Origin of the sequence: Paenibacillus xylanilyticus (assembly GCF_013359935.1) — a bacterium.
Taxonomy (GTDB): Bacteria; Bacillota; Bacilli; order Paenibacillales; family Paenibacillaceae; genus Paenibacillus; species Paenibacillus xylanilyticus.
Window position 1 is genome coordinate 476,195 of the sequence record NZ_JABMCB010000201.1, and the last position, 19,719, is coordinate 495,913.

Annotated in this window: 17 protein-coding genes and 1 pseudogene; 8 read left to right on the forward strand and 10 right to left on the reverse strand. The window is 52.0% G+C overall.

The window, feature by feature from the left end; all coding sequences use genetic code 11:
• Nucleotides 1-118: 118 nt before the first annotated feature.
• From HP552_RS26415 to HP552_RS26455, 9 genes and pseudogenes are all read right to left on the reverse strand, one after another.
• On the reverse strand, nt 119-1,162 hold the full coding sequence (locus tag HP552_RS26415; RefSeq protein ID WP_175398328.1) for a S66 family peptidase: 1,044 nt from the start codon (nt 1,160-1,162) through the stop codon (nt 119-121).
• A gap of 93 nt (nt 1,163-1,255) precedes the next feature.
• Nucleotides 1,256-2,593: a DUF4179 domain-containing protein gene (locus HP552_RS26420; protein ID WP_175398329.1), complete on the reverse strand. Its 1,338-nt coding sequence runs from the start codon at nt 2,591-2,593 to the stop codon at nt 1,256-1,258.
• Nucleotides 2,594-2,596: 3 nt separating this feature from the next.
• Nucleotides 2,597-3,106, reverse strand: coding sequence for an RNA polymerase sigma factor (locus HP552_RS26425; protein WP_312884346.1), 510 nt, complete (start codon nt 3,104-3,106; stop codon nt 2,597-2,599).
• Nucleotides 3,107-3,309: 203 nt separating this feature from the next.
• On the reverse strand, nt 3,310-3,837 hold the full coding sequence (locus HP552_RS26430; protein WP_175398330.1) for an ankyrin repeat domain-containing protein: 528 nt from the start codon (nt 3,835-3,837) through the stop codon (nt 3,310-3,312).
• Between the two features lie 16 nt (nt 3,838-3,853).
• Nucleotides 3,854-4,255: an NUDIX domain-containing protein gene (locus tag HP552_RS26435; RefSeq protein WP_312884352.1), complete on the reverse strand. Its 402-nt coding sequence runs from the start codon at nt 4,253-4,255 to the stop codon at nt 3,854-3,856.
• Nucleotides 4,256-4,411: 156 nt separating this feature from the next.
• Nucleotides 4,412-4,903, reverse strand: a pseudogene (locus tag HP552_RS35160) (GNAT family N-acetyltransferase); the annotation flags it as partial.
• 174 nt (nt 4,904-5,077) lie between these two features.
• Nucleotides 5,078-5,914, reverse strand: a complete 837-nt coding sequence (gene speD, locus HP552_RS26445; RefSeq protein ID WP_175398331.1) for an adenosylmethionine decarboxylase — start codon at nt 5,912-5,914, stop codon at nt 5,078-5,080.
• A gap of 112 nt (nt 5,915-6,026) precedes the next feature.
• Nucleotides 6,027-6,605 carry an SLOG family protein gene (locus HP552_RS26450; protein ID WP_175398332.1) on the reverse strand — a complete coding sequence of 193 codons (579 nt, stop codon included), beginning with the start codon at nt 6,603-6,605 and terminating at the stop codon, nt 6,027-6,029.
• A 57-nt stretch (nt 6,606-6,662) separates the two neighbouring features.
• Entirely contained in the window at nt 6,663-7,733 is a 1,071-nt protein-coding gene (locus tag HP552_RS26455; protein ID WP_175398333.1) for an RluA family pseudouridine synthase, read from the reverse strand.
• Between the two features lie 189 nt (nt 7,734-7,922).
• On the opposite strand from HP552_RS26455, the gene HP552_RS26460 reads away from it, so the two are divergent.
• On the forward strand, nt 7,923-8,330 hold the full coding sequence (locus HP552_RS26460) for a hypothetical protein (protein WP_175398334.1): 408 nt from the start codon (nt 7,923-7,925) through the stop codon (nt 8,328-8,330).
• Between the two features lie 242 nt (nt 8,331-8,572).
• Here HP552_RS26460 and HP552_RS26465 read toward each other — a convergent pair whose 3' ends face one another.
• On the reverse strand, nt 8,573-9,283 hold the full coding sequence (locus HP552_RS26465) for a GT-D fold domain-containing glycosyltransferase (RefSeq protein WP_175398335.1): 711 nt from the start codon (nt 9,281-9,283) through the stop codon (nt 8,573-8,575).
• 251 nt (nt 9,284-9,534) lie between these two features.
• Between HP552_RS26465 and HP552_RS26470 the strand changes: the two genes are divergently transcribed.
• The 7 genes from HP552_RS26470 (at nt 9,535) to HP552_RS26500 (ending at nt 19,533) form a co-directional block, all read left to right on the forward strand.
• Nucleotides 9,535-10,224, forward strand: coding sequence for a glycosyltransferase (locus HP552_RS26470; RefSeq protein WP_175398336.1), 690 nt, complete (start codon nt 9,535-9,537; stop codon nt 10,222-10,224).
• 18 nt (nt 10,225-10,242) lie between these two features.
• Nucleotides 10,243-11,232, forward strand: a complete 990-nt coding sequence (locus HP552_RS26475; protein WP_175398337.1) for a polysaccharide biosynthesis protein — start codon at nt 10,243-10,245, stop codon at nt 11,230-11,232.
• Between the two features lie 34 nt (nt 11,233-11,266).
• Nucleotides 11,267-12,772: a nucleotide sugar dehydrogenase gene (locus HP552_RS26480; protein WP_246311056.1), complete on the forward strand. Its 1,506-nt coding sequence runs from the start codon at nt 11,267-11,269 to the stop codon at nt 12,770-12,772.
• Complete coding sequence (locus HP552_RS26485) at nt 12,759-13,505, forward strand: class I SAM-dependent methyltransferase (RefSeq protein WP_175398338.1); 747 nt, start codon at nt 12,759-12,761, stop codon at nt 13,503-13,505. Before HP552_RS26480 ends, HP552_RS26485 begins: the two co-directional genes overlap by 14 nt.
• Before the next feature lie 147 nt (nt 13,506-13,652).
• Nucleotides 13,653-14,771: a glycosyltransferase family 2 protein gene (locus HP552_RS26490; protein ID WP_312884347.1), complete on the forward strand. Its 1,119-nt coding sequence runs from the start codon at nt 13,653-13,655 to the stop codon at nt 14,769-14,771.
• 313 nt (nt 14,772-15,084) lie between these two features.
• On the forward strand, nt 15,085-16,965 hold the full coding sequence (gene recQ, locus HP552_RS26495; protein ID WP_175398339.1) for a DNA helicase RecQ: 1,881 nt from the start codon (nt 15,085-15,087) through the stop codon (nt 16,963-16,965).
• Between the two features lie 525 nt (nt 16,966-17,490).
• Complete coding sequence (locus tag HP552_RS26500; RefSeq protein ID WP_175398340.1) at nt 17,491-19,533, forward strand: B12-binding domain-containing radical SAM protein; 2,043 nt, start codon at nt 17,491-17,493, stop codon at nt 19,531-19,533.
• Nucleotides 19,534-19,719: the final 186 nt, after the last annotated feature.

Below are 19,719 nucleotides of genomic sequence, written 5' to 3' on the forward strand. Positions count from 1 at the left end.
GGCCATTGACGGCATGGAGTATGCGGTCAATGACCTGTGCTGATGTGGATTCAGATAAGGTGTACATTCCTTGCTCGAAATAAGTTCTTTCAGATCAGCATCAGCCCACAAAAAATGATTACACAAACGACATCTGAAGTGTCCCGCGTCCGGCCTGATAACCAACTCTGCCCAGTGCTCCATTCACAAAAGTGAGCTGCGGCGGAATGTGACCGAGGTCCACATCGTACAATACAGGGACATCCAGATCACCCAGTGCCGAGGACAGGGCATCGGTGAAGTTGAAATCTCCGGTATCTGAGTAACCCGCTGGTCTGCCGAACAAGAAGCCTTGCACTCCCGCAAACCAGCCGGCCTGCCTCATCTGCCACAAATGGCGATAGATATCCCCAGCATTCATCTCACAGCTCTCCATATACCAGATCGTGCCCTCATCTGCACAATACTGATCCAGGTACGATGCAACCGGAGCGTAGGGGGTTCCGATCAGGCAGGTGATCGTATCCATGCAGCCGCCAATGAGTCGCCCCGAGAACGTAACAGGGGAGTTCGCATCATCGGGTTGACCGAGTTGTTTCCAGCGGGAAGGGGTATCCAGGTTAAATCCGGGTAACTCTATTTTCCAGGCCGATTGGTAATGAGTGGAGGAGGATTGCGTGAGTTGCCCTCCTTGCCCAGTCTGTAATACATCCATCCAGCGGGCGGTCACAGGATCAAGCTTGTTGGATCTGAGGTCCACGTAATTGGTGCCATGTGCTGTAGCTGTGCCTGTGAGCAGGGTATAGGCGAATAAAAAGGTGCTGATGTCCGAATAGCCCAAGACCCATTTCGGTGGTAACGTCCGAAGAGCTTCCCAATCCAGCAGGGGCAGGATATCCATCAGGAACTCCCCGCCCCACGGCGGGATGATGGCTTGAATCCCCGGATCATGGAAAAAGGCATTCATCTCTTCGGCACGGTTCTCTTTGGACGAACTTACACATTTCATATTTTGCCGCAGCCAGCGGCTCTCCTGAACGTGGAAACCAAGCTGTTTCATATTGCGCTTGCTCTCCTCTAAATAATGATGCAGGGATTGCTCCACACCACTGGACGGTGCAGCCACCCCAATAATGTCTCCCGGAGCAAGCGGCTGAGGATAGCGGATTGAACGGGTATTCATGTGTAAGCCTCCGTTTCTGGTGAAATATTACCCTAAACTTATATGTTTCTATTATATGGAATACTTCTGTTTATCACAGTCACTATTTAGCGATTAATTGTCTAACGGAATCTCAAGGGAAAAAGGTGCTTTGACTTTCATCGGATACGTGCTCAACTTCATTTGCAGATCGCCTTTCATTTTGGCTCCGTTTTCGACAGTAGAGTGGACGCTTGTAATCCCTGAAGAATCCACATCTTCAGTACGCCAACTGGAGGATGGAACTTCATAAGTCTTGCCGACCTCATCCTTTATTTCCGTAAAAGCCAGAGTGAACCCGCCATTGATGTCTGGAACAGAGAACTCCAGAATCCGGTCTTTGCCCACAACCTCGCTTCCCATAAACTTTATAGTAGAAGGACCTCCCGTTATGCGGCCGGATTCCAAATTAAGGGTGAAATCCAGTTCATCTTTTTCCAATCCGGAAAGGCCAGAACCCTGTAAAGTCAGCTTCTTCGGAATGGAGAAATACATACTCTCAAAGTAGATGGAACGTTCGTCATCGCCACCCATCGTTGTGTCTGTTCTCCATGCACGCCCTTGCTCATCAACCAATTGAAGATCGCTAAGCCCAAATACCTTTTTGGTATTCTTCGGATCGAATGTCACATCAAGCACGAGACGAGTCGGGTAAAGCGTAGCCTGTTTCACCTCAATACGCTGTCCATCTACCGTTAAGGTTTGATTCACTGGCAGGACTTTTTTCATGCCTTTGGTTAAATTCTTGTCTACCGGTAATGTCACCTTCCACTCACCAGACTGTGCTTTATCTCTGGGTTTGAACACTACACTCAACTCTTCAGGAGGCGAAGCTTCATCGGTAAAGATAACATCAATATAATTTTCATAGATATTCATGTCAGAAATCTCTCCAGGAGAAAAATAACTAAATGCGACAGGAAGATTTTTACCATTCTCATCAAGCAAATCGATATCATACTCACCCTTCTCGAGAGCTTTCATGCCTTTCATTGTATAAAAAATAACCATGCGTGACTCGTCGGTGATAATACCGTCAATGGTCACGGAAGCACCGTCATGTTCATCGGTGATACCAACCTTTTGCAGCAGGGACTGATCAATCGCCATCTGTAAGCCTTTATCCTGGCGAATCATACTGACGATACCTTCCATCCCAGGCCATTGTTCCACAAAGGACGCGAAGGCGGGGGAAACGCGGATACATCCGGTAAACAGCAGGATAATGGCCGCTGTCGAGATGGAGCTCATGTACCAGCGCACCCGCGATCTGCGCCTGCGGGCAGCTTGGCGGATTCCGGTCTGCACAGACTGATGCACAGCAGCGTCCGGTACCGGGATGGCATTGTATTCCACTTTGCGTCCATTCAGACGTTGTTCCAGTTCTTCAAATGCCTTCTGTTCATCGGTCATGATTCATGCATCTCCTTTCGATTCTAGTTGATCACGGAGCTGTCCAAGCGTCCGGTGAAGTCGGGATTTCACTGTACCGGTGGGGATTTCGAGAATCTCAGCGGTTTCAGTCAAGGAGAAACCTTCGAAATAGCTCAGAATGATAATCTGCTTGCAATCCCGGTCCAGTGCAGAGACAGCGGCGGCAAGATCCGGGTCCGCGGGTCGATCCCAACTGCTCGGCTCATGCATCTCCGTGACGGGGCTATACCGATTCTTGCGTTTGCGTTCGTCTGCACAGTAGTTAAGCAGGATGCGGATTAGCCAGGTGCCGAAGTATGAGGGCTCTTTAAGTTTTTTTAGTTTGCGGTATGCTCTATAGGTAGTCTCCTGTATGGCTTCCAGCGCATCGCCTTCGTTGTGGAGATAGGCGTAAGCGATCCGATATAGTCGGCTCTGATGCATCTCCATCAAGGCCGCAAAAGCCTCGGCATCCCCTTTTTGTGCGGCAACGGTGAGCTCTGTAGGGGTCACATGGGGCCTCCTTTCATGGCTGCGTTTCGTATTAGACCGTGTAAGAGGCCGATCGGTTCTTGTTTTTCAAAAAAATATGTATGCAATTGCCCAATTTCTCGTGCAGAGGCATTTAAACGAATACCAAACAACCGTCAGGACGTCTCTTGTACTCCAAGAAAATCCTGACGGTTGTCCATGTTGTTTCACAATGTATTCATTCATTATTGCTGTTTCGCCGCAGCCGCTTCTTGCAGGCAAGAAGCTGTAGAAGTGTTGCCACGTTCAAGTGCAATCTCCAGTGCGGTCTGACCCGCCGAATTCAGCGCGTTCGGGTCGGCATCATGCTGGAGCAGCAGGTGGATCAGTTCAGCCTGATCCGTATGGAATGCTGCGGAGTGGAGTGCATTCTGCCCATCACTATCCAGAATAGTCGTGGATGCTCCATGTTCCAGCAACAGGCGGATCACCTCGGGAGAACGCTCTCCTGCAAGCGATGCATGGAGTGCCGTGTTGGAAGGAATAAAAGAAATCCTGGAATGGGAAATGGCGTTTACTTCGGCTCCATGCTCCAGAAGAACACGTACCACGTCTGCTTGTCCATAATGTGAGGCATATCCCAGCGGGGTGAGCCCATCTTCATTTTCTGTGTTTGCCAGCTCGGGTAGGGAAGCAAGCAGAGATTGCGTATTCGCCACGTCTCCATGCTGTGCTGCCTGAAATAGTGCCTGAATTGATTCGGATTGTTTCATACGAATAACCTCCATTCTAATCCTCAAAATAAAGTCGCTTGGCTGCTTCTAGACCGGGAACGGCAAAACAGGCAAGGGGAGAAGGCAGATCATCCAGCGGGAACCAGCCGATCTCGCCAATCGCTCCGCCTTCTTCCAGGTTCCGGGCGATGCCGGAGATTATCTGGGCCGAGTAGAGGACCGATATCCAATGCTCGTCTCGTTCCGGGCGAATCGTCTCTGCAGTGCAGAGCAGGTTGTCGATGGCAACGTCCAAATCGACTTCTTCCTTAATCTCCCGAATGACCGCCGTCTCCAGTGATTCGTAAGGATCGACTTTCCCCCCAGGAATACTCCACGTGTATTGTTCCGGCTCACGATTGCGCCACACCAGAAGTACTTCGTTGCGTTCATTCAGGATGACGGCCCCTACACCAATCCGAGGTTGATCGGAAGCAGCTGCAACTGTTAGCGTAGACGCTGCGTATTCGGATTTCTGTTTCGCTGATGTTGATGTGGATTGAAACGACAGCGGAAGTCCGGTCCGAGCTGCCCACTCCTCAGCCAAAATGCTCATCGAAATCAGGTCATAATGAGTTCCGTCCCGCAATACAGCGGACCGCTGCCGACCTTCCTCCCGGAATCCGGCTTTCAGATACGCCCGTCTGGCGGCTTCATTGTATTCGATCACTTCCAGCGCAATCCGGTTCAGGTTCAGCTCGTGAAAGCCATACCGAATAATGAGAGCGAGCGCATCACTCCCGTATCCCTGCCCACGATCCTTATCTTCACCAATCCCGATGGCAAGACGAGCCGAACGGTTATTCCATTCAATTCGGTATAGAGCGGTAAAACCAATAAATCGATTGTCCTCCAGCGTTCGCAGCGCAAATTCAAACCCATTGTCTCTTCGGACAGCAGATGAACCTGTCTCATCCGGGGTTAGCGGAACCGCAATGTCTGTATCCAGGTTGCGCAAATATTCGTAATTGTCCGTGTAACGTGCCAGACGCATGCAATCTTCCGGGCATGGGGCGGCGAGCCGGACTTTGGAGCCGTGAAAAGCATTGAAATGACGTGGAGCCATGCTGCGTGCACCTCTTTTGATTTATCATTTATTTTTTGGTTGTGTGATCTGAAAATGTCTCGTACTGTCATTATACTATGGATATCGGCCATCTGCCGAAAGACAGCAAAAAGGCTCTGCCGACCAGAGTGTCAGCAAAGCCCTGTTGATGGGGCACAAAGCCCGGTTATTATACTACAATGAATTGGTATCCTGTACAGAAGGGCGGTTTATATTTTTACCATAATAAATCTCGTCCATCTCCAGCTTCAGCCACTCCGTAATTTCATGCTGTTCAGCTTTGCTCAATTTCTCCTTGGTATAACCAAAGAGATAGTTGTCGAGATCAAACGCCTTCAGCTTGCATTTTGTATGGAAAATATTTTCCTGATACACGTTCACATCAATCATGTCGAAGCCGTTCTTGATCTCATCCGGAATATAATTCTGGATCGAACCGATCTCGTGGTCAATAAACAGCTTGCGTCCGCTCGTATCCCGCGTGAAGCCGCGTACCCGATAATCCATGATCATGATATCCGTATCAAACGAATGAATCAGATAATTCAGCGCCTTGAGCGGTGAGATTTCCCCACACGTAGAGACGTCGATATCCGCACGGAAGGTACTGATCCCTTCACTCGGGTGGAATTCGGGATACGTATGCACGGTGATATGGCTTTTGTCGAGCTGCATAACGACGTTGTCCGGGAGCGGGCCCGGGGATTCCTCGAAGGATTCCTCAGGTACCTCCACAATCGGTCCTTCCGAGACGAGCATCGTCACACTTGCTCCTTGGGGCACATAATCCTGCTGGGCAATATTCAGCACATGGGCACCGATGATATCAGCTACATTTTTCAGAATTTTGCTCAACCGGTCTGCATTGTACTGTTCATCGATATATTCAATATAAGCTTCCCGTTCTTCTTTGGTTTTGGTATAGCAGATATCGTACATGTTGAAGCTCAGCGACTTGGTCAGGTTGTTGAATCCATGCAGTTGAATGCGCTGCTCTGGCGTTAATGTCATGGCTGCAGTTCCCCTTTATCCATACGACATGGTAATCGCAGTTTTAATACTACTTATACCCAACCTGCCTCGAAAAAAAACATAAGTCCGGATTCAGCTTAATTAGCCGCCGTCAGAACGACGAGTCTTCATATTCACTTACACTGTTCATCCGCTCATCTTCGGCAATCGACTGAATATCCTCTGAAGTGACGCTGATGATGGTGTAATCCTCATTTTGCTGTTTTTTCACGGCTTTTTCCTTCATAAAACGGGGACTGCCTTCCGCGGCGTCTTCATCGTAAACCAGCAGGATACCATCACTTTTGCGCAGCAGCAGGTCATCCCGGGCAGTAAATTGCCATGGGCCGATATAAGGCTGCCGGCTTACCGCTCCGTAGTAATCCACACCCTGGAGAATGGTGCGATAATATTCCTGTTTATCTTCCTTCCACTGTTCCTCGGGGTTCTGAAAAGCCGTAATAATAGACAGCTTCAGATGTGGATACGTCTTCTTCAGCTCAAGTACCACTTCGCAGGCCCACAGGTCCACGCCATATTGCCCAGGCGTCAGCACCCATTCCAGCCCATCCTCCACAAGCGGCGTGAGGCGGGAGGAAATGGCCTTTTTGATGAAAGGAATTCCTTCATGTTTCTGTCCGAAAATCTGCAGTTCATGTGCACGATATCCGGTAATCAACAGGTTTTTCAATGTGGGTTCCTCCTTTCAGCAGGGCTTGTCTTCCTGAATCGATCCAAGAAACAAGGATTACTTCGCCGGCTGCGCATCCGTGCGGAAAGGGTACAGGAATTGTTTCGGTATCTCAGTCTCGAATTTCATGAGTTCATCCGTTGTGGGATGAATGAACGATAGCACGCGTGCATGGAGTCCAAGACGTCCAAGTGTTTTGGTGCGTGAACCATATTTTTTGTCACCTGCAATCGGATGACCGAGATCCTCCATGTGCACACGAATCTGGTTTTTGCGGCCGGTCTCCAGACGAACCTCGAGCAGGGAGAATTCACGATTGGATTGCAGTCGTTTGTAGTGTGTAATGGCATGCTGTCCATCATTGGGGCGTGGACTGGAATACATCTTCATGGTTTTGCTTTCCTTCAGCCACGAGGAGATGGTGCCCACGGGCTTGGCTACCTGGCCTTCGACGAGCGCCACGTAAACACGCTCCTGCACCTTATCTTTCCAATTGTCCTGCAGGTGATGCTTCACTTCCTCACTCTTTGCAAACATCATGACACCGGATGTATCGCGGTCGAGTCTGTGCACAACAAAAATCCGGTTCCGCGAATCCGTGCGGCGTACATGTTCGGTCAGCTGACGATACGCGGTAAGCTCATCACTGCGATCGGCCGCAATGGACAGCAGTCCGGCTTCCTTGCGAATAACAATGATATCATCGTCTTCATGCAGAATCGTAACTCCTGTCAGAGTAGGGGCGGCTACGGCGCCTTCCTTGCTGATCGATACGATCTGCCCCGGCGTCAGCGCATGGTTGAACTTGGTAACCACCTTCTGATCGACGGAAACTTGTCCGCGGCCCAAAATGGATTTGACGGCATTCCGGCCTGATTTCAAATGCTCGAGCAGGAAGTTCAACAGTTCATCCGGTTCCGTTACTTTATATTGGCGGAGTGGCTCCTGCTTGCGGTAATGGGCATTGCCTGCGCGTTTGGGTGAACCGCCTGAATGCTTGGGCTTGGCAGCCCCTGCAGACTTGGTTGAAAAATCTCGTTCTGGCTTCTGGGAGCGTGCTGCCGAAGCACCAGCTTGCCCTTTACCCTTGGCCGAAGGACGGCCTGTTGATCGTTTGCGTTTATTCATGAATACTAATCTCCTTCTGAACAGCCTGTACCGCTTGTGTGCATACGATCCGTTCATTTCGTTATGCAGTTCAATATACCATTAACCGGGGGCAAATAAAAATAGGTGGATCGAATCTGTTATGCATCCAAGCGAGCGAGAATCGAGTTTCATAGAATAACGTATCCCATAGCATTGGAGGTGTTACTCATGGGTGTATTCCTGGATATGAGAACTTCGATGAACTCGGGAACTGTAGGACAGCCCGGTTTATCCCTGGGTCCATCCCCGGATGCGTTCGGATCGATTGGCCTTCAGACCCTTGGTGTTCCGAATCCCATTATCACCTTGAATGGCACGGTTGGCGTAACCGGAGAACTTGGAGATACATTCGTTGTGGAAATCGTACGCGGTCACTTTTACGATCCATTCTTTGTAATCTATCGGGCTGAAGGCACGATTGGGCAGAACGGCGGGGCTGAATTCCACACGTTTACAGCACAGGATCTGTCACCGCCACCTGCTCTGGAAAGTGTATATACTTCGTTTATTTCCGGGGTGTCTACGGCAGTACGTACCGGACCAGAAATGTTCTATGGCATTGCAGCAACGACATAGATTTATTGGCATTCATTCATCCGAAAGCAGAGCGTCAGAAGAATGATTTACTGAACCAGCAGAGTTTGCGACATACCCGGAACAGACAAGTGTTGAGAAACAGGTTTGGCGCTCCAGGAAGGATTCCTCCGATTCAGATGTACAATGAGAAGCAAAAATCCCGGCTCCATGAGTCCGGGATTTTTGCTGTAGGTGCGTATGAGGTTAACATGTTGATCCGTCAGGTGCCATGCTCCTCCAGATCAGTTGGCACGGCCTTTGAGAATGATGTTATTGGCTTTGCCAAAGTCAATGGCGACTTTCCCGGCCAGTGCAGCTGTACGTTCAGCAAGCACAACCGCATTGACCCCACAGCAGAAGAGAGCCACATCGAAGGCATCCCGATTCGTTTGAATCCACTGAAGGGTTTCGTTCATTTGATCCCAGCTGTCAAAAGGCAGTGTGGCTGCAATATTCAGATGATAGGGCTCCTGAACAAGCATATTATGCAGCGCCTCAAGCTCACGGGTAACTAGCAGGACCCGTTTGCCTGCGAGCATTCCCCAGAAGCGTGGCATCTGGGCCAGTTCCCGATTCACACATGCATGGCAAGTGAGGGGGGGAGAGATGCCGAAATGCGCGAACAGCATATCGGTCAGCGGCCGTTTGAGGTGATCCGGGGCTTTAATTGAACTGTCACCGTAGGGAAGAACCCCTACGATATCCGCCCGCTGCAAGGAAGCGGCCACCTCATCCCGAAGCTGCAGGTTGGGAAGACGAAGCCCTTTTTGACCCAGATTCGCCTTGATGGCCCATCGCTCGAGCAGAACCTGCTCCGTCGTCCAGACGGTCTCCTGGGACATGACAATATTTTCGCCATCGCCCACACGGACAAGAGAGAAGGGACGCTGTTCTCTTAGCGCCGCTTCGAGTTGATCTAACACACCATCGATTTCAAGATAGTTCGAATTCATAGCAGCATGCGGACCTCCTTTGAAAATTCAGGTTTCTCTATTCTATGTTCGTGCTTTGCTAGCGTGTTGTACGTTCAACCCGAAGAACCAATCTTGGGATGTATATCAATCTATTTATATAAGAACCAGTGCAAGCGTCCGTACCGGTTCTATCTTCCTTTCATACGCTATAGAGTCGACTGCCAAAAACTATGAAAGCGATCCGAGCTCCTGTGAACGAAGATTGGCAGATTCGGATGAGGAGGAATGTGATGTCCAGGAAAGTCGTGATTGAAATCAATTTCAACAACTATGGGATGGACCCGCAGCGATTGACGAGAGAATGGCTGGAGCGGCGAATGGGTATTTTTCGCACCTTTACATTGCACTGTCTTATAGCACAAACGAATCAGGATTTCCTGACGGTGGTGAAGCTGTCCAAAGAGTCGGGAGAACTGATGCAGGAGATTCTGGCGGAACAGGAGCCGCTGCCTGCCAACATTCGTTTTGGGACGAATATCGAGAGCGTGCGGGCGATTTTGGCATTTGCCGAAGGAGCAGAGCACATTTATATTGCCCGTCTGGATTCGGATGATCTGTACCACCGGACCTTTGTACAGCAGCTCTATGATGTGCAGCCACAGCCGCAGACGATGGCACTGATCAACCAGAACGGATATCTGTGGGACAGCGTCAATAACGAGATGGCACCGACGTTTCATCGTTCTCCGCAATTTTATGTCTACTTATACAAAACGGCCGAGTACGCAGCAGGATACCGCGTGAAGCTACCAGGCAGAGGTACACATGGCAATGTCATTGACTTGCCCCATGAGCTGCTTGCTTCCCGGAATTATGTCAATATTGTTCATTCAAACAACACTTCGGTTAAAAAGGTACCGCCAAAAGACCGGTTAAGCCGGGACGAGATGGCACAGGTCTTACGCGAATTCATGATCTGATCAGGGAGGGATTCATCCATGATTAAAGGACAAACAATTCTGATCACTGGAGGAACAGGCTCCTGGGGTCAAAAGCTGACTGAGGTGCTGTTGGAACAGGACCCGGCCGAGATTCGCATCCTGTCCCGTAATGAATACGCCCAGATTACCATGGAGCGGGATTTCGGCCATGATGCGCGTCTGCGTTTTCTCATCGGGGATATTCGGGATTACCGGGCAGTGGAGGATGCGTGCAGGGGAGTGAATGTCCTCTTTCATCTGGCTGCACTGAAACATGTTCCGGTATGCGAGGACCAGCCGGACGAAGCATTTAAAACAAATGTCATCGGCACGCAGAATATTATTCGGGCTGCAATTCGCATGCAGATTCCCAAAGTCATCGATGTCTCGACCGATAAGGCGGTTGATCCGATTAATGTCTACGGTATGACGAAGGCTCTGGGTGAAAAAATGATGATCCGTGCCAATTGGCTGAGTGAACGTACCCGGTTTGTCTGCATCCGGGGTGGCAATGTGCTGGGTACAAGCGGCAGTGTGGTGCCATTATTTCGGCGACAGATTGATGAGGGCAAGATGCTGACAATTACCGATAAGGGTATGACCCGCTTTTTCCTGACCCGTACGGAAGCCATTCACTTGCTGCTTAAGGCGGCTGAGGCTGCGGTGGGCGGAGAGACGTTTGTGATGAAAATGAAAGCCTGCAAAATGACGGATCTGGCATCGGTCATGCTGGAACAGGCCGGACGCCCGGCAGGCGATTACAAGATAACAGGGATACGTCCAGGCGAGAAATTGCATGAAGTGCTGATCTCGCCCTTCGAGGCGCCGCGCACATACAAGTATGATGAACAATATTATGTAATTCTGCCGCTGGAACCGGACAAGCGCCTGGCAGATCCGTACAGCAGCCTGCCACGCGTGACCTTCTCGGAATACCGTTCGGACAGTGCCATGATGAACCGGCAAGCGATTGACCAGTTTTTGCGTGCAGGCGGCTATATCGACTAATCAAAGGGAGGCGGAGCGTTTGGAGGTGGAACATATGCAAGACAGGATAAACAGCCGCTCCCTGAAAGCCGTCGTGATTGGTCTCGGCTATGTCGGACTGCCCATGGCGGTGGAGATGGCACAGGCGGGTTATCGTGTTCATGGGATCGATATTGATGAATTCAAGGTGGCGAGGTTGCGCAAGGGTGATTCGTATGTCATCGGGATCGAAGATGAGGCCATACAAACGCTAACCGAAGCCGGCTTGTTTGCAGCAGGTACAGATTACGCCGCAGTAGCGCAGACAAATGTCATTGTCATCTGTGTACCCACGCCGCTGACGATGGATCACCAGCCGGATATTTCCTATATTGCGGCGGCGGTGGATGGCATGACTCCTTATTTGCAGGAGGGAAGCCTGGTTATTTTGGAGAGCACGACATACCCCGGCACAACCGAGGAGCGCGTGAAGCAGCCGATCGAAGCAGCCACGGGCTGGGCTGCAGGCGAGCAGTTTTATGTCTGTTATTCTCCCGAACGGGTGGATCCAGGCAGTGTCAACTACGGTGTGAAAAACACCCCTAAAATTATCGGAGGCTCGACCCCTGCCTGCCTATCCTATGGTAAAGCGTTCTACGGCTCGTTCCTGAGCGAGATCGTTCCGGTCAGTTCAACGACCGTGGCTGAAACGGCAAAGTTGTTCGAGAACACGTTTCGCAGTGTGAACATTGCGCTGGTAAATGAGCTGACTCCTGCCTGTGAACAAATGGGCGTGAGCATCTGGGAAGTGCTGAATGCGGCTGCGACCAAGCCGTTTGGGTATATGCCGTTCTATCCCGGTCCAGGCATCGGCGGACACTGCATTCCTATAGATCCGATCTATCTGTCCTGGGCTGCAAGCCGTCAGGGCTCGGATCTGCAATTCATCACGCTGGCGGACGCGACCAATCGGAAAATGCCGGAGCGTGTGGCCCAGCGTGCAGCAGCACTGCTGGAACAGAGCGGAACACCGATTCAGGGGGCACGCATAGTACTGGCAGGCATGGCTTACAAAAAGGATATCGACGACCTGCGCGAATCGCCAGCCCTGGATGTCTTCCGGCTGCTGAGCGCAGCAGGTGCAGAGGTCGTTTTCACGGATCCGATGGTGCCGGTCTTCCGCAAGGATGACGGTACAGTGCTTCAGTCCCAGCCAGCAGTACCGGGCTTGTGGACGTGGGCCGATCTGGTGATCATCACAACCGACCACTCGGGCTTCAATTATCAGGAGATGGCGGACCATGCGAAGCTTATTTTTGATACACGCAATGCAACTGCCGGATGCCACGGGGGGAACATTGTGGTGCTTGGGCAGCCTAATCGACGTGATGCAGCAGCTGTGCAAAGTGTCCAGGAAGTGAATGATGTGCTACTGGAACAAGAGGAACAACATGAACAGGTGACGCAGAACGTAGAGCAAGCTCATGAGGTAGCAAAAGAAGAAGAAGAAGAAGTAGAAGTAGAAGAAGTAGAAGAAGTCAAATATCAAGAGAAATCGGGGGATACCCATGGCGAATCATGATCGGGTGAGCGAACGTTATTATGGCGAGATCAACTCGGAAGAATCCCATGAAGCGACCCGGACCCGCATCCACTGGATGTGCCGCGAAGCCACAGGCAAACGAATTCTGGATGTGGGGTGCAGTCAGGGTATCACCTCCATTTTGCTGGCGAGGGAAGGGTTTCGTGTCACAGGAGTTGATCTGGAGGAAGAGAGTATCCGGTATGCACAAGGAGAGCTTGCCAAAGAATCCAAACCTGTCCGGAACAATGTGGAATTTCGCATGTTGGACATTACGCAGTGGAAAGTAAAAACCCTCTTCGACACGGTGCTGCTCGGAGAAGTGCTGGAGCATTTTGCCCATCCGGAGACGTTATTGATCCAAATTCATCGGCTGCTGCAGGAGGAAGGAACCCTGATTGTGACCGTACCCTACGGATATCATCCGTTCTATGATCACAAGCAAACCTTCTATGCAGGAAACCTGGCGATGTGTCTGATGCCGTATTTTGAAGTCTTGAAACTGGAAGTTCATCATAAATATTTATGTTGTGTGGCCCGCAAGCGGCGGAAAACGCAGCTGCATATGTCGCCAACCTTGAAACAAGTGACGGAGTGGATGCAGCTGGATCATGTACATTTTGCTGAGGTTGAGCAGAATCACCTTCGATTGATGAAACTGCGCAAGAAAGCGCTGGACCAAGCGGTGGAGCAGGTGAAACGGCTTCGTCGTCAGGAGAATGTTGAAGGGTAACGGGATAAGGGAGATGCACCATGTGAGAAATGGGAGTGTGGGCAGTTTGTGCGATGAGTCAGTGGGGAGTTAGGGCAAACCATGTGTAGGAAAAAATAGCAAAGCTTGTAGACTGCAATATGCGTATGACAGGAAGGGGCTCGGAACGTGATCACCATCAGTCTGTGCATGATTGTGAAGAACGAGGAACGCACGCTTGCGCGCTGTCTGGGCTCGGTAGCCGGAATCGCAGACGAGATTGTCGTTGTTGATACCGGTTCATCGGACCGAACAATGGACATTGCTGCGCAATATACCGACCGGGTCTACACGTATGAGTGGACAGATGATTTTGCGGCGGCGCGAAACTACTCATTCGACAAGGCCACTCAGGAGTATATCCTGTGGCTGGATGCGGATGATGTTCTGCTGCCTGCGGAAAGGGCGAAGCTGGAGCAGTTGAAGCAGCAGCTGCCGTCCGAGGGGGAGACGGCAGCTGTGATCTTGAACTATACGCTGGCCGAGGGGCCGGAGGGAAGTCCGCTCGTGACGGACCGACGATTGCGCCTGGTCAAGCGGGATGCCGGGTGCCGCTGGCATGGCCGGCTGCACGAGCAGCTCAGCTTCCCGCCGAGCGGGGTCATTTCGGCAGATATTGCCGTCACGCACCGCCGCGAGGCGGGCCATCATTCGGCGCGAAATGTGCGCATCCTGCGCAAATGGATCGCCGAAGAGGGCGCAGCCCAGGGTCGCCTGCTGTTCTATTATGCAGGCGAATGTTTTGACCACCAGCGCTATGCGGCGGCGGCCCGGGGGTACGCAAAGCTGCTGGAGCAGCCCAGCGGCTATCGTGAGGATCGGCTCATTGCCTGTGCACGGCTGGCGGAATGTTACGAGCGGCTTGGTCAGCCGGGACGTAAACTGGGCGCACTGCTGCAGTCGTTCCAGTATGACCTGCCGTATGCGGATTTCTGCTGTGCGATCGCGGCCTGCTTTCATGAACGACAGGAGTTGGTCCCTGCGATCTACTGGTATTTGCAGGCAGTGGACGTGAGCAGCCGCGACACGGGTCTGCGTCCGGTTCCCGAGGCATGCCGCACCTGGCTGCCGCATGCTCGCCTATCCCTGTGTTATGCCCATCTGGGCAACTGGGAGCAGGCCATGATGCATAATAGGAAAGCCCGGGAGTACCTGCCAAACGATCCCAGCCTGCTTGATAATCGGCAGAAGCTGGAAGTCATTTTACGTAAAGAGATGCGGAACCGGAAAGAGCAGAATGAAGGATAGCCTCGAAAGTAGAGAGATAAATCTAGGTACTCATTTTGCAATCAACGCTTATTTAATGATATCGCTTGTCCAAACAGGGATGAGCGGTTGTTTTTATTTTGATGAAGAAAGCTTCAAACGTTTTACAATAAAACGCGGTTGCTCATTCGGGGCTGGCCCGTTAAACTAAAGGGAGCGGCGTTTTGCTTGACGGACAAGTCATGAGAACGCCATTTTGTTGTCAAGGATGCGGCAATGGTGCCGTGTTCGGATGTCAGAATCGGATGGGACCAAGCTGGTGGAGGAACACCAGTGACAAGTAAGGAGTCTTTACATGAGTGTGCAAGCACCTACTTTAGAAGAAGCGCAGGGTCTCCTGCAAAAATATTATGGCTACCCCGACTTTCGCGAGGGTCAGAAAAAGATCGTGTCCAGCCTGCTTGAATACGAAGATACGCTGGGCATCATGCCTACCGGGGGCGGGAAGTCGATCTGTTATCAGATTCCTGCTCTGTTATATCCGGGGCTGACGCTGGTCGTCTCCCCGCTCATCTCGTTAATGAAGGATCAGGTCGATGCGCTCACGACCGCCGGCATTGCTGCCGCTTATATCAATAGTACGTTAAGCGGCAAAGAAGTGAATGATCGCATCCGCGCGGCGCAGCGCGGTGAGCTGAAGCTGCTCTATGTCGCGCCGGAGCGACTGGAGCTGGACTGGTTCCGCGATGAGATGGGGCAGCTGCCCATCTCCTGCGTTGCCGTGGATGAGGCCCACTGTGTGTCGCAGTGGGGGCATGATTTTCGGACAAGCTACCTGGCGGTAGCGCCGTTTGTGGACAGTTTGCCGGAGCGGCCGGTGGTTGCGGCCTTCACGGCGACGGCGACGCCCGAGGTCATGGGCGATATTCTGCGGCTGCTGCGTTTGCAGGACCCGCAGACCTATGTGACCGGACTTGGGCGGGATAATCTGGCGTTTAGCGTGCTGCGCGGTGAGAGCAAAAAGGACTTTGTCCTGAACTACGCGCGCGAGCATGCCAGCGAGCCAGGTATTGTATACGCCGCGACCCGTAAGGACGTGGACGATCTGCATCAGCGTTTGCTGCATGCCGGATTGCCCGCAGGACGGTACCATGCCGGGATGACGGATGATGAACGGGCCCAGAGCCAGGAAGCTTTTTTGTACGATGATATCCGGGTGATGGTGGCGACCAATGCATTTGGGATGGGGATCGATAAATCCAACGTGCGTTATGTGCTGCATTACAGCATGCCGAAGAACATGGAGGCGTATGTGCAGGAAGCCGGACGTGCGGGACGGGACGGAGAGCCAAGTCAATGCATTCTGCTGTTTGGGGCACAGGACATTATTACTCAGAAGTTCCTGATCGAGCAGAACCCGATGGAGGGCGATCGCAAACAGAACGATTACCGGAAGCTGCAGCAGATGGTCGATTACTGTTACACGACGCGTTGTCTGCGCAGTGCGCAGCTGGACTACTTCGGGGAGATACATGAGGACAACCCATGCGGCATTTGCAGTTCCTGTACGGACGACCGCGAGCTGGTGGATATGACAATTGATGCGCAGAAAATATTCAGCTGCATTCACCGCATGCGCGAACGGTACGGCGTATCCCTGGTGGCTTCGGTGCTCAAGGGCTCGCGTGCCAAAAAAGTGCTGGAATACGGCTTCGATTCCCTGCCGACCTACGGCGTGATGGGCAACCGCACGGAACGGGAAATTGCGGAGATCATCAACGTGATGGTATCGGAAGGCTATCTGATGTTGTCCGAGGGACAGTACCCGGTTGTGCGTTTGCAGCCTCTGGCGGTGGAAGTGCTCAAAGGCCAGCGTGAAGTGATGCAGCGGGTAGTGCGGAAGACGGCGGCAACGGCTTCGGGTACGAACTACGGTGGACGTCGTGGACGCGATGCGATGCCATCGGCGGTCAACGAGACAGTATTCGAGCAGCTGCGCCTGATCCGGCGCGATTTGGCGGCGAAGGAGCATGTGCCATCGTACATCATTTTCAATGATGCAACGCTTCGCGAGATGAGTGTGGTATGTCCGCAGACGGAACGTGACATGCTGAGTATCAAAGGGGTCGGTGAGGTCAAGTACCGCAAGTATGGGCTGCCTTTCCTGGAGTTCTTCCAGAAGCAATCGGGCGAAGAAGTGGATACGGATGATGATGCGTTTTACGAGTTTGAGTGAGAGCAAGAGGGAAATGATGAGGAGTGAGAGTGATTATCGGGTGCTGGCTTCGTGCTCTCGGTAAAGTGGCGTTTGATATGGATTATGACTCGTGTATTGCGAATCGTGGATCCTGGATGGAACTTGAATGCGGTCTTTTTCAGGTTAAAGTTGGGGCGGAGTGTCTCTGTATGGTGGACGAAATAAGCTGAATTGTCTTTCAAAAGGTGGACATTGCTGTTGGAGAAAGCAATTGTTGGCTCGCACAGGATATGGAGTCGATGAGTGATCCTAGGCCTATATATAGTAGATCAGAGGTTGGCGGAAGCGGATGTCTTTTTGAAAAGGATGTCCACCCTTTGAAAGACAAAAGTAGGATATGTCCATGAGACGTGGAATGGATATATATATAGATATAACAAGAACAGTATCCAAGACTGGGTGTTGACAATAGGTTTACATGAACAGCATCAGGGGATGGATGGCTGTGAAGCTTTACTTTTACCAAAAAATATGGTCTGGGTGTCCAGGCAAAGGTTGTGAACCATGAAGGTTATTCTTTCTACTTTGAATGCAAAGTACATCCATACCTCGCTGGCGTTGCGGTGTCTGAAGGCGTACAGTGAGAAGGATTTTGATATTGAGCTGGCGGAGTATACAATCAAGGACCCGGTCATGAATATTGTGTCCGATCTGTACCAGCGCGGCGCGGACGTGATTGGGTTCTCGTGTTACATCTGGAACATTGAAGAGACAATCAAGGTCATTGATAATCTGAAAAAGGTTATGCCTGACGTGAAAATTTTGCTGGGCGGGCCGGAAGTGTCCTATGACACGGAATATTGGATGAACCGGATTCCCAATGTCGATTTCATCGTCATGGGTGAAGGGGAAGAGACGCTGCATCAGCTCCTGACGGAGCTGGAGGGGAGCAAGAAGTTCCATTTTGTGTATGGACTCGCGTATCGCAAAGGGGAAGAGGTCATTCTCATGCCAGGACGACCGAAGGCGGATCTGAACGATCTTCCGTCACCGCACCGTTTTGAAGAGGATATTCCGGATCTCGGGAAACGCGTTGTTTATTTTGAAACCAGTCGGGGCTGTCCGTTCAGCTGTCAGTTCTGTCTGTCCAGTATTGAGGTCGGCGTACGTTATTACGATATTGAGCGGACGAAGTCGGACATTCTGTACCTGATTGAGAAGGGTGCGAAGCTGATCAAGTTTGTGGACCGGACATTCAATATCAAGCGCGATTACGCGATGGAGATGTTCAAATTCCTGATCGAGAATCATCAGGGGACGGTGTTCCAGTTCGAAATTACGGCGGACATCATGCGCCCTGAAGTACTCGATTATCTGGCAGAGAATGCGCCGCCGGGCACATTCCGGTTCGAGATCGGGGTACAGTCCACGAATGATCCGACGAATGAACTGGTGAAACGCCGTCAGAACTTTGCCAAGCTGAGCCGTACGGTGAACAAGGTCAAAGCCAGCGGCAAAATCGACCAGCATCTGGATCTCATCGCCGGACTGCCGGAGGAAGATTATAATACGTTCCGCAAGACGTTCAACGATGTGTTTGCTTTGGGGCCGGAAGAGCTTCAGCTCGGATTCCTCAAAATGCTGCGCGGTACCGGCCTGCGTCTGGATGCGGAAAAGTACAACTACACGTATATGGATCACGCGCCGTATGAAATTCTGGGCAGTGACGTGCTGCCGTTCAGCGACATCGTGCGCCTGAAACGGCTGGAGGATGTGCTGGAGAAATACTGGAACGCACACCGGATGGACCATACGCTCAAGTATCTGATGGAGCAGGAGTTCAACTCGCCGTTTGATTTCTTCCAGGCGTTCGGGGATTATTGGGAGGGTCAGGGATGGCAGAAGATCGGTCACCAGCTGGAGGATCTGTTCACCCGTCTGCACAGCTTCCTGGAATCGCGCAACACGCCGCATATGGATATCGTGCTCGGCCTGATGAAGCTGGACTATTTCCTCGGCCACAAGTACAAACCACGCAAAATCTGGTGGGAAGACGCGCTGGAGAAGGATCAGTGGGCGCTGTATATGAAAACGCTGGCTGAACGTCCGGAAGACGTTCGTCTGCCACGTGTTGCCGGTGCCTCAGGCTCGGCATGGCTGGAAAGCAGCGGCACGAGTGCGATTGCCGCTGCTGGGAATTCGACTGCTGCCGGGGAAGACTCTGCCGCGGATGCGGCGGGTGTGATCGGCAGCAGTGCCGGGGCTGCAGCGTCGCTCCCTGCGGGCGACGCAATTGGGTCCGCCGCGGATGGAGCGGCGGACGGTGTGGACGGCAACGCCTCGCGTGCGCTGCCGATGACCTCGGCCATGACCGCACAGACGGTCATGGGAGCCCGTGCTTTCGCCGACCTTGGTCTCGGCGAAAAGGAACTGCAGAAGCACGCTGTACTGGACGTGCTTCCGTTCCGGCTTGAGCGTGTGCTAGCTGGCGCCAGCCCGCTTGCCGCGAAAGGCCGGACGCTGCTGGTCGTGGTATACCAGCAGCATGAAGGGCAGCAGGCGCAGTATTACACGCTGCCGCTGGGAGAAGAAGCCGCTGCCATGTAGATGCAGCGGCAAGGAGGAAGCTGCATAGGCCGATTGGCGGCATGCAGCGGGAGAAGCGTCACGGCTTTGCGATCGTGGCGCTTACCCATGAGGTAAAGCACCCATTGGGTGCTTTACCTCATCCCTACGCGGCTTGCCACTACACAAGCCGCGCCCCGCTCTACCTTTTACCAAATTTATATGTTT

Excerpts from the sequence above, each read along its gene's own strand:
- HP552_RS26465 (WP_175398335.1), bottom strand. The coding sequence starts at position 9,283 with ATGAATTCGAACTATCTTGAAATCGATGGTGTGTTAGATCAACTCGAA.
- HP552_RS26475 (WP_175398337.1), top strand. The coding sequence starts at position 10,243 with ATGATTAAAGGACAAACAATTCTGATCACTGGAGGAACAGGCTCCTGG.
- HP552_RS26460 (WP_175398334.1), top strand. The coding sequence starts at position 7,923 with ATGGGTGTATTCCTGGATATGAGAACTTCGATGAACTCGGGAACTGTA.
- HP552_RS26420 (WP_175398329.1), bottom strand. The coding sequence starts at position 2,593 with ATGACCGATGAACAGAAGGCATTTGAAGAACTGGAACAACGTCTGAAT.
- speD (WP_175398331.1), bottom strand. The coding sequence starts at position 5,914 with ATGACATTAACGCCAGAGCAGCGCATTCAACTGCATGGATTCAACAAC.
- HP552_RS26455 (WP_175398333.1), bottom strand. The coding sequence starts at position 7,733 with ATGAATAAACGCAAACGATCAACAGGCCGTCCTTCGGCCAAGGGTAAA.
- HP552_RS26470 (WP_175398336.1), top strand. The coding sequence starts at position 9,535 with ATGTCCAGGAAAGTCGTGATTGAAATCAATTTCAACAACTATGGGATG.
- HP552_RS26480 (WP_246311056.1), top strand. The coding sequence starts at position 11,267 with ATGCAAGACAGGATAAACAGCCGCTCCCTGAAAGCCGTCGTGATTGGT.
- HP552_RS26485 (WP_175398338.1), top strand. The coding sequence starts at position 12,759 with ATGGCGAATCATGATCGGGTGAGCGAACGTTATTATGGCGAGATCAAC.
- recQ (WP_175398339.1), top strand. The coding sequence starts at position 15,085 with ATGAGTGTGCAAGCACCTACTTTAGAAGAAGCGCAGGGTCTCCTGCAA.
- HP552_RS26430 (WP_175398330.1), bottom strand. The coding sequence starts at position 3,837 with ATGAAACAATCCGAATCAATTCAGGCACTATTTCAGGCAGCACAGCAT.
- HP552_RS26415 (WP_175398328.1), bottom strand. The coding sequence starts at position 1,162 with ATGAATACCCGTTCAATCCGCTATCCTCAGCCGCTTGCTCCGGGAGAC.
- HP552_RS26500 (WP_175398340.1), top strand. The coding sequence starts at position 17,491 with ATGAAGGTTATTCTTTCTACTTTGAATGCAAAGTACATCCATACCTCG.